The organism is Sphingobium wenxiniae, from assembly GCF_007830065.1.
Lineage (GTDB): Bacteria > Pseudomonadota > Alphaproteobacteria > Sphingomonadales > Sphingomonadaceae > Sphingobium > Sphingobium wenxiniae.
In genome coordinates, this window is sequence record NZ_VLKK01000011.1 from 20,370 (window position 1) to 35,188 (window position 14,819).

Below are 14,819 nucleotides of genomic sequence, written 5' to 3' on the forward strand. Positions count from 1 at the left end.
GCTCTTGTTCCCCCGCCTTTAGGTGGTTTGCAGCACGCCCCGGAAAATCGGGTCTTCCATCGCCCGCCCGGTGCCGATCGCGACGCAGGTCAACGGATCTTCCGCGATGGTGACGGGCAAGCCCGTTTCATCGCGCAGTTCGTCGTCCAGCCCCTTGAGCAGGGCGCCGCCGCCGGTCAGCACGATGCCCTGATCGACGATATCGGCCGCCAGTTCGGGCGCGGTGTTTTCCAGGGCGATCCGCACGCCTTCGACGATGGTGCTGATCGGCTCGGCCAGCGCGTCGGCGATCTGGCCCTGGTTGATGCTGATTTCCTTGGGCACGCCGTTCACCAGGTCGCGGCCCTTGATGTGGATCGTCTCGCCCACGCCATCTTCGGGGGGCTGGGCGACGCCGAACTGCTTCTTGATGCGCTCGGCGGTGGCTTCGCCGATCAGCAGGTTGTGGTGGCGGCGCACGAAGGAGACGATGGCTTCGTCCATCTTGTCCCCGCCCACGCGCACCGAAGTGGTGTAGGCAAGGCCGCGCAGCGACAGCACGGCAACCTCGGTCGTGCCGCCGCCGATATCGACGACCATCGAACCGATCGGCTCCGTCACCGGCATGTCCGCGCCGATTGCGGCGGCCATGGGTTCCTCGATCAGGAACACCTGGCTCGCGCCGGCATTGCTGGCCGCGTCGCGGATGGCGCGGCGCTCGACGCTGGTGGAACCGCTGGGCACGCAGATCACGATTTCGGGGAAGCGCCAGGGGCGCTGCTTGCCGCCGTGCACCTTCGTGATGAAGTGCTTTATCATCTGTTCCGCGACGTCGATGTCCGCGATGACGCCGTCGCGCAGCGGGCGGATGGCCTCAATCGAATCGGGCGTCTTGCCCATCATCAGCTTCGCGTCGTCGCCCACGGCCTTCACCCGCTTGACGCCGTTCAACGTCTCGACCGCGACCACGGACGGCTCGTTCAGCACGATCCCGCGCCCGCGCACGTAGACCACCGTATTGGCGGTGCCCAGATCGATAGCCATATCCTGCGAGGAAAATTTGAAGAGACGCGAAAAGATCGACATGCCTTATCCTGTTCAGCCTGCCCGTAAAAAAAGCTGGAGCCGTGGGTCGCGGAAAGCGCTCGCTTGGGCTAGTCATTAGTTAATGTCAATACGCCGTCTGCCTGAACATCTAGTCAATCGTATCGCCGCGGGCGAAGTGGTCGAAAGGCCCGCCAGCGCGCTCAAGGAAATTGTCGAAAACGCACTGGACGCGGGCGCGCGGCGGATCGCGGTGCGCCTGTCGGGCGGCGGGCTGGACCGTGTGGAAGTCAGCGACGACGGCTGCGGCATGGATTCGGCGGAGATCGCCCTGGCGCTCGAACGCCATGCCACATCCAAGCTGCCCGACGACGCGATAGAGAATGTTTCCACCCTCGGTTTCCGCGGCGAAGCCTTGCCCTCCATCGCCAGCGTCGCGCGGCTCTCGATCGACAGCCGCCCGCGCGGCGGCGACGGCTGGAACCGCACCGTCGACAATGGCGCGGTGGTGAGCGAAGGGCCGGCCGCGCTCCCGCCCGGCACCCGCGTCGTGATGGAGCAGCTTTTCGCGCGCGTGCCCGCGCGCCGCAAATTCCTGCGCTCGTCCAAATCGGAATATGCCGCTTGCATGGACGCGGTTCGTCGCCTCGCCATGGCGCATCCATCCGTCGCCTTCAGCCTGGAACATGACGGCCGCCGCGTGCTGGGCGTGCAGGAAGGGGATTCGCGGGAGGATCGTGTCGCCGCGCTCACCGATCGGGCGCTGGTGGACAACCACGTCATCGTCTCGCTGGAGCGGGAAGGGGTGCGCCTGTCGGGCGTGGCGTCGATCCCGACCTATCATCGGGGCGTGGGTGATCATCAGTTTCTGTTCGTGAACGGCCGCCCGGTGCGCGACCGGCTGCTGGTGGGCGCGGTGCGCGCCGCCTATGCCGACATGCTGGCGCGCGACCGGCATCCCGTGGTCGCGCTCTTCATCGACATGCCGCCGCTGGAGGTCGACGTGAACGTGCATCCCGCCAAGACGGAGGTGCGCTTCCGCGATCCGGCGCTGGTCCGGGGCATGATTGTCTCCGGCCTGCGCCGCGCGCTGGATGCGGAAGGGTTCCGTGCGGTCCAACATGCCGACCCCGCCGCGCTCTCCGCCTGGAAGAGCGAGCCGATCTCCCCCACGCCGATCGGCGCGATGCCGATTTTCGAGGCCGCGAATGCCGGTGCGCCTCCGTCGCCCGCGCTCTTCGCGGATCGACGGACGAGCTTCTTCACGCCCCCGCCGCAGGCCCGCGCCGAACCCGCCGCCGCCCCCGCGCCGGAAGGGCAGAGCTTCCCGCTCGGCGTTGCGCGGGGGCAGGTCGCGCGCACCTATATTGTCGCGGAAGCCGAAGACGGCCTCGTCATTGTCGACCAGCACGCCGCGCATGAGCGGCTGACCCTCGAACGGATGCGCCGCGCCATGGAGGGACAGGGGGTCGCCTTGCAGGCGCTGCTCCTTCCCGAAGTCGTGGAACTGGACGAGCCTGCCTGCGACCGGCTGGAGACTCGCGTGGCGGAACTGCGCGAATTCGGCCTAGAACTGGAGCGCTTCGGCCCCTCGGCCATGTTGGTGCGCGCCGTTCCCGCCTTGCTGGGGCAGGCCGACGCGCAGGGGCTTGTCACCGATCTCGCCGACGATCTGGCGGCCTATGACAGCGCGCTTTCGCTCAGGGAGCGGCTCGATCTCGTCGCCGCGACCATGGCGTGCCACGGATCGGTCAGGGCGGGCCGGATATTGAGCGTCACCGAAATGAACGCCCTGCTGCGCGAGATGGAAGTCACGCCCCGCAGCGGCCAGTGCAATCACGGCCGCCCGACATGGGTGAAGCTGGGCCATGGCGACATCGAAAAGCTGTTCGGAAGGAAATGAGGGTGAAGCACGGACCTTTGCTGGCTTTCGCCATCGTCCTCCTGCCGTTTCCCACCATGGCGAAGGAGGGTGCGAAGCCGGTCTGCGAAGCCGTGCCACTCGCTGAACCCTGGACAAGCTGGACCCAAAGTGGCAGCGCCGTTGCCGGAGGCGACAGCCTCACCGCGCCGCGCCTGATCCTTGGCAAGCCCGTGACGGTCACGCTGCGCCCCGTGGCCTATGTTCAATATGCCGCCGCGCCGGGCAAGGATGCGGGCAAGGGGCAGGGCGGTCTCTTCACCCTGGCGCTCAAGTCGCCCGCGCGGGTCGGCATAGCCCTGTCCGACGCTGCATGGGTGGATATCGTCGATGGCGATATGGCGGTTGCGGCAGTGGATCACGGTCATGGCCCGGACTGTTCGGGCATCCGCAAGATCGTCTGGTTCGAACTGACGGAAGGGACGCACATCGTCCAGATCGCGGGCGCGCCGAGCCGTGAAATCCGTGTCATGGCGGCCGATGCCCGCGCCAATCAGCCGGTGCCGTAGCGCGGGTTCTAAGCCATGCCGACGCGCGTGCGCGTCATGGTGATGGGGATCATCGACAGCACCGCCTCGTCCCCCTGGTTGAACATCAGGATTCTGGATTTCACGATGCCCATTTCCGGCCGGCTTTTCGACGCGGACTTTTCGATGACCTCCGCCGTTCCGTGCAGCGTGTCGCCGGGATAGACAGGCCGAAGCCAGCGCAGTTCGTCAATGCCGATGCCGCCCAGGCTTGCTTCCTGCCAGCCGCTTTTCTGCACTTCGGTCAGGAACATCTTCATATAGAGCGCCAGCGTGTGCCAACCACTCGCGGCGACGCGGCCGAAATGAGTTGCCGCCGCCGCTTCGTCGGACAGGTGGAAGGGCTGGAAATCATATTGGCTGGCAAAGGCGATGACTTCATCCCGGTCCACGGTCAGCGGACCGAAGCGCAGCATGTCACCCAATTTCACATCTTCGAAATAGATCGCGCTCATCACCAGTTCCATTTTCTTCCGCAACTGATGTGAGGTAGTTGTAGTTTACGTTAACGTCAATGGAGGGCCGCGGGCGTCACGCGATCCACTCCCGCAGCGCCCGCCACGCCTGCGCCTTCTTCTCGCGCGGCATGGAGGCATAGGCGCCGCTGGAGGAAGGCAGGTCGATCAGCGCCAGCGCCGATTGGGGACCGATCTGCCGCCGTCCGTGCAGCGCCGCCGTCCTGCCGTTGAAAGCGATGGCCCGAAGCAGCGGAAGGCACGCCGTGAAAAGGGAGAGGTCGCGCAGTTCCGCGCCCCGGATCGCGCTGTCCAGACTGCCCTCCCGGTCCGCGCTTTCGATGACGTCCCACAGGCCGACGCCGCGCGCCCGCAGCCGCTTGAGCCGCGTCGCATAGGGCAGGGCGCGCAGGTCCTCACCCAGCACATCGCCCATCAGCGTCCAGAAGGCGTTGCCGCGATGGGCATAATATTCCCCTTGCCGGATCGACGCGTCGCCGGGCAGGCTACCCAGGATCAGCAGGCGCGTATTTTCATCCACGCTGGGCGGGAAGGCCGCCTTGCGCTGCGCCGGCATCTGTCCGGGGCGCAGCATATCGGATCAGACGTTGAACCGGAACAGCATGATATCGCCGTCCTGCGTCACATAGTCCTTGCCTTCGGAGCGCCATTTGCCCGCTTCCCTGGCTCCGGCCTCGCCGTTGAAATGGACATAGTCGGCATAGGCCATCGTCTCGGCCCGGATGAAGCCCTTCTCGAAATCGGTGTGGATCGCGCCCGCCGCCTGCGGAGCCTTCGACCCCTTCGTCACGGTCCAGGCGCGCGCTTCCTTCGGTCCCACGGTGAAGAAGGTGATGAGGCCCAGCAGCTCATATCCGGCCCGGATGATCCGCGCGAGGCCCGCTTCCGCAAGGCCCAGCGCTTCGAGATATTCGGCGCGCTCCTCCACCGGCATGGTGATGAGTTCCGCTTCGATCGCGGCGGACACGATCACCGCCTTGGCGCCTTCGGCCGCTGCCTTTTCGAACACGCGGGCGGAATGGGCGTTGCCTTCGGCCGCCGCTTCTTCCTCGACATTGCAGACATAGAGAACGGGCTTGGCGGTCAGCAATTGCGCCTGGCGGAAGATGCGCTCTTCCTCATCGTCGCCGGGTTGGGTCAGCCGCGCGGGCTTGCCGTCGCGCAGCAGGTCCAGCGCCTTGCCCAGCACGGACGCGGCGGCTTTCGCCTCCTTATCGCCCTGCGCCGCCTTTTTGGCGAAGGCTGGCACGCGTTTTTCCAGCGATTCAAGGTCCGCGAGCATCAATTCCGTCTCGACCGTCTCCGCGTCGGCGATGGGGTCGACCTTGCCCTCGACATGGGTGATGTCGTCATCCTCGAAGCAGCGCAGCACATGGACGATGGCGTCCACCTCGCGGATGTTGGCGAGGAACTGGTTGCCCAGCCCTTCGCCCTTGGACGCGCCGCGCACCAGCCCGGCGATGTCGACAAAGGCAAGCTGGGTTTCGATGATCTTCGCGCTGCCGCCGATCTTCGCGATGGTCTCGAGCCGTTCGTCGGGCACCGCGACCTGCCCGACATTCGGCTCGATGGTGCAGAAGGGATAGTTCGCCGCCTGCGCCGCCTGCGTCTCCGTCAGCGCATTGAACAGGGTGGATTTTCCCACATTGGGAAGCCCGACGATACCGCAACGAAAACCCATGGAACTGCCTTCATATCTCAGATGATTGGCCGCGCCGATAGCCTTTTCCCGCCTGCTTGACCAGCCTGCCCGGCCAGGGGTGGGACAAAAGGCGCAATTGCAATTTCGCGCGCGCACCCGACATGGGGCGCACGTTTGAGGAGGCTGCAATGAGTGAGGACGAAATGATGGCAAACGAGGCCGGCGCGCGCTGGCCGAAACGTCCCGCGCTTGAAACGGGTCCCTTCGGCCGCTGCCCGCGCTGCGGCGAAGGACATATCTTCACCGGCTTCCTCACGGTGCGCGACCATTGCGAAGTGTGCGGCCTCGATTATTCCTTCGCCGATCCGGCGGACGGCCCGGCGGTCTTCGTCCAGCTTTTCGCCTGCGTGCCGGGGGTGATCTTCATCGTGATGCTGGAAATCATGGCCCGGCCCGGCTTGTGGGTGCATCTGGCGGTCGGCGTGCCCGTGCTGATCCTGACGACCGTGCTGCCTTTGCGCCCGATCAAGGGATGGCTGGTCGCCGCCCAATATACCCACAAGGCGCAGGAAGCAGGCACGGCCGACCTGTGGGCCAGGCTGCATAACTCCGGCAAGGACGATCGCCCGGTCAGGTGATGACGCTGGGCCGCTCCATGCCGGTGAAGCCGGAAATGTCCGCAACCTCCTGCGCGGCCCTGACCAGCGGCTCCAGCGCATCCGCCGTCGCCATGCCCAGGTCGCCATCGCTCCCGACATAGCGCTCGATATAGACGCGCAGCGTCGCGCCTTCGGTTCCCGTGCCCGACAGGCGGAACACCATGCGCGATCCGTCCTCGAACAGGATGCGCACGCCCTGATTACGGCTGACGGAGCGGTCGGTCGGATCGGTATAGGCGAAGTCGTCGGCGCTCTTGATCTTGCCGCCGCTGTTCGCCGTTCCCGGCAACGCGGCCAGCTTGTCCCGCAACGCTGCCATCAGCGCATCGGCCTTGTCGTCGGCGATGCCTTCATAATCATGCCGCGCATAGTAGTTGCGGCCATAGGCCGCCCAATGCTCGGCCAGGATCTGCGCCACGCCCTGCCGCCGCACCGCCATTATGTTGAGCCATAGCAGCACTGCCCAGATGCCGTCCTTTTCACGCACATGGTCGGAACCGGTGCCCGCGCTTTCCTCGCCGCAGATGGTCGCCATCCCGGCGTCCAGCAGATTGCCGAAGAACTTCCATCCCGTCGGCGTCTCATAGAGCGGGATGCCCAGCCTTTGCGCCACCCGGTCCGCCGCGCCGCTGGTCGGCATGGACCGCGCGATGCCCTTAAGGCCCAGCGCATAGCCGGGCGCAAGATGCGCGTTAGCCGCCAGCACCGCCAGCGAATCCGAAGGCGTCACATAGCTGTGCCGCCCGATGATGAGGTTGCGGTCGCCGTCGCCGTCCGACGCCGCGCCGAAATCGGGCGCGTCCTCACCCATCATCCGGTCATAGAGTTCCCTGGCATGGACCAGATTGGGATCGGGATGATGATGCCCGAAGTCGGGCAGGGGGGTGGCGTTGCGCACTGTACCCGAAGGCGCACCCAGCCGCTTCTCCAAAATCTCGACCGCATAAGGTCCCGTCACGGCGCTCATGGCGTCGAAGGACAGGGTGAAGCCTTCCGCGATCATCGCCCGGATCGCGCCGAAGTCGAACAGGCTCTCCATCAGATCGGCATAGCCGGCCACCGGGTCGACGATCTCGACCGTCATCTCGCCCAGCCGGCTCATGCCGGGCGTGTCGATGTCCACATCCGCCGCTTCGAGAATCCGGTAGCTGTCGATGGAAAGCGTCCGCGCATGGATGGTATCCGTCACCTTTTCCGGCGCGGGGCCGCCGTTGGAGACGTTGTATTTGATTCCGAAATCCTCGTCCGGACCGCCCGGATTATGGCTGGCCGACAGCACCAGCCCGCCAAAGGCCCCCGACGACCGGATCAGATGCGACGCGGCGGGAGTCGACAATATGCCGCCTTTCCCGACCAGTACCCGCCCGAATCCGTTGGCCGCCGCCATCTTGAGTGCGATCTGGATCACGTCCCGGTTCAGGAACCGCCCGTCGCCGCCCAGCACCAGCGTCTTGCCCTCAAAACCCTCCAGACTGTCGAACACCGACTGGATGAAATTTTCCGCATAATGGGGCTGCTGAAAGACCCGGACTTTCTTGCGGAGGCCCGAAGTGCCCGGCTTCTGGTCGTTGAATGGGGTGGTGGACAGACATTTTATCACCCGGAACCTCTCAGCATGTTGGGAACATGCGTCTTATGACCCGGCGCATTGCCGTTGGGCAATGCAAAACGCCCCCGCTTTGGCGCTGCAAAGAGGCTGGCTGCCGCTCAATCCGCCAGGCGGAGCGCCACCTCGTTCATGAAGCGCGCGTCGTCGCCCTTCGCCAGCCACTCCGCCTCCGCGCCGATGGCGCCCAGCATGTCGGAGAGCGCGTCCATCTCGCTCTTGTGGTAATTGCCCAGCACATAGCCGTGCACCCGCTCCTTGTGCCCTGGATGCCCGATGCCGATCCGCACGCGGCGGAAATCCGCGCCGATATGCGCATCGGTCGAACGCAGCCCGTTATGCCCGGCATTGCCGCCGCCGCGCTTCACCTTCACCTTCATCGGCGCAAGGTCCAGTTCGTCATGGAACACGGTCACATCGGCCGGGGTCAGCTTGTAGAAGCGCATGGCTTCCCCGATGGAGCGCCCGCTTTCGTTCATGAAGGTCGCCGGTTTCAGCAGGATGATCTTCTCGGTTCCGATCCGCCCTTCCTGCACCCAGCCCTGGAACTGCTTCTTTGCAGGGGAAAAGCGATACAGGTCCGCGATCACGTCCGCCGCCATGAAGCCGACATTGTGCCGCTGCATCGCATATTGGGGACCGGGATTGCCGAGGCCCGCCCAGATCTGCATCGAACGTCTCCGAAAAAGCAAAACCCCGTTCGCCCTGAGCCTGTCGAAGGGCCGTTCTTCCTCTTTTCAGGAAAGAGCAGGGCTTCGACAAGCTCAGCCCGAACGGGGTGAGCCAACCGTAAGGACGGCGGAAAGGCTTATTCGCCTTCCTCGGTCGTCTGGGTTTCGTTGTCGCCTTCTGCGCTCTTGAGAGCGGACGGCGCAACGATGGTCGCGATGGTGAAGTCGCGGTCCTCGATGGCGGTCTTCGCGCCCCTGGGCAGCGTCACCGAGCTGATGTGGATCGAATCGCCGACTTCGAAACCCTTGAGGTCCACGACGACATCGTCGGGAATCTCGGCCGCGTCGACGACCAGCTCGATCTCGTGACGGACGACGTTCAGCACGCCGCCCTTCTTGAGGCCCGGCGAGGCGTCCTCATTCTCGAAGCGGACGGGCACGTTGACATGCACCTGCGCATGTTCGGAAACGCGCAGGAAGTCGGCGTGCAGCGGACGGTCGGTGACGGGGTGGAAAGCCACATCCTTGGGCAGGGTACGGACCGCCTTGCCGTTCACCTCGACCATGAGGACCGAATTGAAGAAGTGGCCGGTGCCGAGCAGCTTGTTGAGGAGCTTTTCCTCGACATGGATCGACTGGGGTTCTTCATTATTACCATAGATGACGGCGGGAACGCGGCCCTCGCGGCGGAGGGCGCGGGAGGCTCCCTTGCCTGCCCGATCGCGTGCCTCGGCCGACAGCGTAAGCTGCTCGCTCATTTGCATGTCTCCAAAAGCATAAATATTGCGGTTCGACCCGTGGCGCCTCCAGGGATGACCATCACGGGAACGCGGGCCTGTAGCAGAAAAGCGCCAGAAGGCAAGGCTGTCCCGCCCTTTATGGCGATTATGGGTGGTTTGTGGACGTTGCACCGTCTCTCTTCCGTCATGCCAGAGAATGCTGGCATCGCTCTTCTTAGGGTGCAACCAAGCCTAAGGGATACCCAGCTTTCGCTGGGATAACGGATGTTGAATGGCGGAAAATGGCCGAAAACACCCTTGTGCGAAACCGCGGGTTGCAAACTGCACAACCCCATTCCTATTGCATCCGCGTGACCGAAAAACCCTTCGCCTTGAGCAGGTCGATCAGATTGTCGCGCCCGGTCAGATGCCCCGCGCCCACCGCGATGAAGGGGCGGCCCGTCATGGGCTCGATGGCCTTCACCCAGTCCCGGTTCCGCGCGATCAGCACGGCTTCCTCGACAAGCGGATCGGGCTGCTCCCCTATCTCGTCTTCCTTCGCGATGGCGGCCATGTCGCCCTGCATCCAAGCGTTCAATATGCGGTCGTAGAGCGCGCGCATGTCCTTCGCCTCACGCACCGTCTGCGCCAGCAGGCGGCGCTGCGCCGCTTCGGGCAAGGTGTCGAAGGCCGCGAACTGCCGCTCCACGGTTTCGAGACCGCCAATCGGCTTCCCTTCCGCCTTGAAGGCCGCGATCAGCGCGGGTTCGACGCCATTGTCCTGACTGACGTGCGACGCCTGTTGCGTTGCCGCCGACAGCAGCATCGCCGCCGCCCAGCTTTCATAGCCCGCCAGCGCCTGCGTGCTGGTGCCGCCGCTCGCGACGATCTGCTCCAGCGCGCCTCGGTCGGCAGGCGCTATCCGTGCTTCCAGCGGGGGCAGGCCGGGACTGCGCCCCATCTTCTCGAACAGCGCCAGCGTTTTCTGCGAATCCTGGAGATCCGCCGCTTCCAGTACCAGCCGATCCGCCTGTCCGATGGCGTCCCTGAAAGCGCGCGTCTGCCATGCAACGCCTTTGGGCAGGACATGGATGGTTCCGAAAATCCATCCGTCCAACATTCCCCGCTGCACCCGCCAGATGGCAGGGCCATGCTCAGGCTCCGGCGCGGACGGCTCCGGGCCGCAAGCCGCGACGAGGGTGAGCGCAAAGAGCGCCAGGAGCCGGAAGAGCATCCGCATCACCAGCTTATTCCCCAACGCGCGTCGAAAGCAGGCCAAGCGCCTTCAATTGATCCTGCACGCTGTTCCTGCCCGCGAGATGTCCCGCGCCCACGGCGATGAAGACCGTTCCCGGCCGCTCCATCCGCGTCTTGATCCATTGCGCCCAACTGGCGTTGCGCTGGAACAACAGCACCTGCGCCAGTTCCGGCGTCGCTTCGAGCGATTCGTTCATCTCCTCGGCCAGTTTGTCCGGCTCGCCCGCCTGCCAGTGCCGGATCAGCGATGCGAACTGCGCTTCCATGTCGCCCAGGCCCTCGACCGTCGCGGTGAGGAAAGCCACTTGCTGCGCCATCGGCAGCACGGCGAAATAGCCGATCTGCTGCTCCGGTGTTTCGAGCGCGCCGATCGTCTTGCCCGAGACCTTGGCGGCGGCGGTCAGCGTCTTTTCCGCGCCCTGATCAGCCTTGTATCCCAGCTTTTCGAGCGGCGCGACCGACAGCGCCAGCCCGGCCATCCACGGGTTGAAGATCTCGAATGCCTGCCAGGGCAAGCCATTGGCTTCCATCGCCGCCTGATATTTCCCCCGCGCCGACGGCTCTAGCCGCTGGGACAGCATCGTCCCGTCCTGCGCTATGGCTTTCGTGCTCAGGATCGACGCCATTTCCCTGGGATCGTCCGGTTCGATGATCTCCAGCACCAGCTCGTCCGACTGATCGAAGGCGCGCCGGATGCCGCCCTTGAACCAGTCGATGCCCGGTTTCAGCACATGAACCGTGCCGAACAGATAGACGGTCGTGTCCGCATCCTTCACTTCCCAGAGAGCGGGGGCGGCGAGCGCACTGCGCGTCTCGGTCCGGGCGAAGGCCGGGTCATGTCCCGCGACCGTCCCGCCCAGCACCAGCAACGCGGCGGCCAGCAGGCGCGAAAAAGCCAATTTCATCTCAGCCGGATATCCCTTGGTCCATTTTTCCTTCCATGCGGGCGCGCGGGGCGCAGGGCAAGGGGATTAACCGTCCTCGCCCTGTCTTGCCCTTGACCGTTCGTCCCGGCTGCGCCAAGGCGCGCGGCAAAGAAACCATCATTTCCGAAGGACCGTCCGTGGCCGAAGGCAAAGCGCTATCCTTTCAGGATCTGATCCTGACCCTCCATGCTTATTGGGGGAAGCAGGGCTGCGTCATCCTGCAACCCTATGACATGGAAGTAGGCGCTGGCACGTTCCACCCCGCAACCACGCTCCGCAGTCTTGGTCCGGATAGCTGGAACGCCGCCTATGTCCAGCCCAGCCGCCGTCCGACCGACGGCCGCTATGGCGAAAACCCCAACCGCCTCCAGCATTATTACCAGTATCAGGTCATCATGAAGCCGTCCCCGGCGAACCTTCAGGACCTCTATCTGAGGAGCCTTGAGGAAATCGGCATCGATCCGCTGGTCCACGACATCCGTTTTGTCGAGGACGACTGGGAAAGCCCGACGCTGGGCGCATGGGGCCTTGGCTGGGAAGTCTGGTGCGACGGCATGGAAGTCACCCAGTTCACTTACTTCCAGCAGATGGGCGGCTTCGACTGCAAGCCGGTCGCGGGCGAACTGACCTACGGGCTTGAGCGCCTCGCCATGTATATCCAGGGCGTCGACAGCGTCTACGACCTGAAATTCAACGACGCGGGCGTCACCTATGGCGACGTGTTCCTTGCTAACGAACAGCAGATGTCGAAATGGAATTTCGAGATCGCCGACACCGAAAAGCTGTTCCGCTGGTTCCGCGACGCTGAAGCCGAATGCAAGGCGTGCATCGAAGCGGGCGTCCCGCTCGCCGCCTATGACCAGGCGATCAAGGCGAGCCATGTCTTCAATCTGCTGCAAGCGCGCGGCGTCATTTCCGTGCAGGAGCGCGCCAGCTATATCGGCCGCGTCCGCGACCTCGCCAAGGGAAGCTGCGAGGCATGGATGCAGGTGAACGGGTGGGCCGCGTGATGACCGATTTCCTCCTCGAATTGCGTTGCGAAGAAATCCCGGCGCGGATGCAGCTCAAGGCGTCCGAAGACCTCGCCCGCCTCTTTACCGAGGAACTGGGCAAGGCGGGTCTGAAACCGGCCGCCATCGACAGCTTCGTCACGCCCCGCCGTCTGGCCCTGATCGCCCGTGACCTGCCGCCCGAAACGCAGGCGGTGAGCGAGGAATTCAAAGGCCCCCGCACCACTGCCCCCACGCAGGCGCTGGAAGGGTTCCTTCGCAAGACCGGCCTGACACAGGATCGGCTTGAGGACCGCGACGGCGTCTGGTTCGCCGTCGTCAACAAGCCCGGCCGCGCCACGGCGGAGGTGCTGGCCCAAGCCGTCCCCGCCATCATCCGCGCTTTCCCCTGGCCCAAGTCGATGCGCTGGGGCACGGCGTCGCGGACAACGGAAAGCCTCCGCTGGGTCCGCCCCTTGCAAGGCATTGTCGCGATCCTCGGCGAAGACCTTGTGGACGTCGAGATCGAGGGCGTTCGCAGCGGCTACACCACGCTCGGCCACCGCTTCCACCATCCGGGTGAAATCACCATTGGCGGCGCGCAGGATTATGCCGAAAAGCTGCGGGCCTGCCATGTGATCGTGAGCCATCAGGAACGGCAGGCGATCATCGAGGCGAAGGCGAATGAAGCCGCCGCCGCCCATGGCTATACGGTGATCGAGGATAAGGGCCTTGTCGCCGAGAATGCGGGCCTGACCGAATGGCCGGTCCCGCTGCTGGGCGATTTCGACCCAGCCTTTCTTGAGGTGCCGCCTGAAGTCATTCAGCTAACCCTGCGTATCAACCAGAAATATTTCGTCCTGCGTGATGCGGATGGCCAGCTTGCCCCCGCCTTCATCTGCACCGCCAATATCGAGGCGAAGGACGGCGGCGCGGCGATCGTCGCGGGCAACCGCAAGGTTCTGGCCGCGCGCCTCTCCGACGCCCGCTTCTTCTGGGAGCAGGACCGCAAGACCAGTCTGGCGGACCATGCGAAGAAGCTGGAACGCATCACCTTCCATGAAAAGCTCGGCACCGTCGCCGATAAGGTGGAGCGCGTCGCCAAGCTAGCCCGCTGGCTGGTGGAAGAAGGGATCGTCCCCGCCACCATGGCGAAGGAAGAGTTGGCCGACCTCGCCGAACAGGCCGCCGGCCTGGCCAAAGCCGATCTCGTCACCGAAATGGTAGGCGAGTTCCCGGAATTGCAGGGCATCATGGGCGGCTATTATGCCCGCGCCGAAGGCTTGCCGGACGCAGTGGCGGACGCCATACGCGACCACTACAAGCCGGTCGGGCAGGGTGGCGACGTGCCCACCGCGCCGGTGACGGTGGCCGTCTCGCTGGCGGACAAGTTGGACACCTTGGCGGCATTCTTCGCGATAGACGAACGTCCAACCGGATCGCGCGATCCTTTCGCCTTGCGGCGGGCAACCCTCGGCATTCTTGAGATAGCGGTCAGTCATTCTCTTCGTTTGCCTATCGACAAGGCTTCGGGTTTTGCTCTGGCGGCACTGATCCGTTCTCTATCCGATGATGGAAAAACGGCCGTTCTTACCAAGCGGACGGGCCGGGCCGACCTTACCGATGAGGCATTCGTCCTGCAGGATGAGCGTATCGGTTTCCTCAAGCATGAGGATGTGCAACTGACCGATCCGGCCACCGGGGAAATCCGGGTCGCGTCCGATAGTGTCGTCTGGATGGAATCGCCCGTGCAGGTGCGCCGGCAGATAATCGACTTCTTCGCCGACCGCCTCAAGGTCCAGCAAAAGGAAGCAGGCGTTCGCCACGACCTCATCGACGCGGTTTTTGCGCTCGGCGGGGAGGACGATCTCGTCCGTCTGCTCGCCCGTGTGAAGGCGTTGCAATCCTTTGTCGCTACCGATGATGGCGCGAATCTCCTCGCAGGCTACAAGCGCGCCGCGAATATCCTCAAGAAGGAAGGCGTGGAGCGGGCGGAGCAAAAGCCGCTGTCCTACACGCCCGAAAAAGAGGCGGAAGCCGACCTCATCGCTGCGCTCGACGCGGCCGAACCGCGCGCGCGGCAGGCTGTGGAGGCGGAAGAGTTTGAAGGTGCGATGGCCGCGCTGGCGACTCTTCGCGCGCCCATTGACGCCTTCTTTGAAAGCGTCACGGTCAACGATGCCGATCCGGTCAAACGCACGGCGCGTCTCGCGCTTCTTGCGCGGGTGCGGGACGCCGTTCATGCCGTTGCCGACTTTTCAAAAATTACCGGGTAACGAAACAAAATGACGAATTTTGCGAGACGATTGCGGCATTAGGCAGAAAATATCGTAAAAGCAGGTGCATTTGTCGCCTGCATATTGTTTAGGGCTTGTTGCAACGCACAAAGATGCGGTCATCACT

Annotated in this window: 14 protein-coding genes; 5 read left to right on the forward strand and 9 right to left on the reverse strand. The window is 64.4% G+C overall.

Features of this window, described 5'->3' with window-relative positions; translation table 11 throughout:
* Nucleotides 1-18: 18 nt before the first annotated feature.
* A complete protein-coding gene (locus IQ35_RS14195; RefSeq protein ID WP_021246840.1) occupies nucleotides 19-1,065 on the reverse strand; it encodes a rod shape-determining protein in 1,047 nt (348 codons plus the stop codon).
* Nucleotides 1,066-1,147: 82 nt separating this feature from the next.
* On the opposite strand from IQ35_RS14195, the gene mutL reads away from it, so the two are divergent.
* On the forward strand, nucleotides 1,148-2,926 hold the full coding sequence (mutL, locus tag IQ35_RS14200) for a DNA mismatch repair endonuclease MutL (protein ID WP_145074245.1): 1,779 nt from the start codon (nucleotides 1,148-1,150) through the stop codon (nucleotides 2,924-2,926).
* A gap of 2 nt (nucleotides 2,927-2,928) precedes the next feature.
* The gene (locus tag IQ35_RS14205; RefSeq protein WP_145074248.1) at nucleotides 2,929-3,453 is read left to right on the forward strand and encodes a hypothetical protein; all 525 of its coding nucleotides are present in this window, start codon (nucleotides 2,929-2,931) and stop codon (nucleotides 3,451-3,453) included.
* Between the two features lie 8 nt (nucleotides 3,454-3,461).
* Here the strand turns inward: IQ35_RS14205 and IQ35_RS14210 are convergent, their stop codons facing one another.
* The 3 genes from IQ35_RS14210 to ychF form a co-directional block, all read right to left on the reverse strand.
* Nucleotides 3,462-3,926 carry a MaoC family dehydratase gene (locus IQ35_RS14210; protein ID WP_031292174.1) on the reverse strand — a complete coding sequence of 155 codons (465 nt, stop codon included), beginning with the start codon at nucleotides 3,924-3,926 and terminating at the stop codon, nucleotides 3,462-3,464.
* Nucleotides 3,927-4,002: 76 nt separating this feature from the next.
* A complete protein-coding gene (locus IQ35_RS14215; protein ID WP_145074251.1) occupies nucleotides 4,003-4,521 on the reverse strand; it encodes a DNA-deoxyinosine glycosylase in 519 nt (172 codons plus the stop codon).
* Between the two features lie 6 nt (nucleotides 4,522-4,527).
* Complete coding sequence (gene ychF, locus IQ35_RS14220) at nucleotides 4,528-5,628, reverse strand: redox-regulated ATPase YchF (protein WP_021246835.1); 1,101 nt, start codon at nucleotides 5,626-5,628, stop codon at nucleotides 4,528-4,530.
* A 149-nt stretch (nucleotides 5,629-5,777) separates the two neighbouring features.
* On the opposite strand from ychF, the gene IQ35_RS14225 reads away from it, so the two are divergent.
* The gene (locus IQ35_RS14225) at nucleotides 5,778-6,227 is read left to right on the forward strand and encodes a DUF983 domain-containing protein (protein WP_051187250.1); all 450 of its coding nucleotides are present in this window, start codon (nucleotides 5,778-5,780) and stop codon (nucleotides 6,225-6,227) included.
* Here the strand turns inward: IQ35_RS14225 and IQ35_RS14230 are convergent.
* The 5 genes from IQ35_RS14230 to IQ35_RS14250 form a co-directional block, all read right to left on the reverse strand.
* Entirely contained in the window at nucleotides 6,220-7,848 is a 1,629-nt protein-coding gene (locus tag IQ35_RS14230; protein ID WP_021246833.1) for an alpha-D-glucose phosphate-specific phosphoglucomutase, read from the reverse strand. The genes IQ35_RS14225 and IQ35_RS14230 overlap by 8 nt on opposite strands.
* A 107-nt stretch (nucleotides 7,849-7,955) precedes the next feature.
* Nucleotides 7,956-8,525: an aminoacyl-tRNA hydrolase gene (pth, locus tag IQ35_RS14235; protein WP_021246832.1), complete on the reverse strand. Its 570-nt coding sequence runs from the start codon at nucleotides 8,523-8,525 to the stop codon at nucleotides 7,956-7,958.
* 137 nt (nucleotides 8,526-8,662) lie between these two features.
* Nucleotides 8,663-9,283 carry a 50S ribosomal protein L25/general stress protein Ctc gene (locus IQ35_RS14240; RefSeq protein ID WP_021246831.1) on the reverse strand — a complete coding sequence of 207 codons (621 nt, stop codon included), beginning with the start codon at nucleotides 9,281-9,283 and terminating at the stop codon, nucleotides 8,663-8,665.
* 319 nt (nucleotides 9,284-9,602) lie between these two features.
* Nucleotides 9,603-10,484: a TraB/GumN family protein gene (locus IQ35_RS14245; protein WP_221442100.1), complete on the reverse strand. Its 882-nt coding sequence runs from the start codon at nucleotides 10,482-10,484 to the stop codon at nucleotides 9,603-9,605.
* Nucleotides 10,485-10,491: 7 nt separating this feature from the next.
* Nucleotides 10,492-11,406, reverse strand: coding sequence for a TraB/GumN family protein (locus IQ35_RS14250; RefSeq protein ID WP_145074257.1), 915 nt, complete (start codon nucleotides 11,404-11,406; stop codon nucleotides 10,492-10,494).
* Between the two features lie 158 nt (nucleotides 11,407-11,564).
* On the opposite strand from IQ35_RS14250, the gene IQ35_RS14255 reads away from it, so the two are divergent.
* Nucleotides 11,565-12,437 (forward strand): glycine--tRNA ligase subunit alpha, encoded by an 873-nt coding sequence (locus IQ35_RS14255; RefSeq protein WP_031292168.1) that lies wholly within the window; start codon nucleotides 11,565-11,567, stop codon nucleotides 12,435-12,437.
* The gene (glyS, locus tag IQ35_RS14260) at nucleotides 12,437-14,692 is read left to right on the forward strand and encodes a glycine--tRNA ligase subunit beta (RefSeq protein ID WP_145074415.1); all 2,256 of its coding nucleotides are present in this window, start codon (nucleotides 12,437-12,439) and stop codon (nucleotides 14,690-14,692) included. Before IQ35_RS14255 ends, glyS begins: the two co-directional genes overlap by 1 nt.
* Nucleotides 14,693-14,819: the final 127 nt, after the last annotated feature.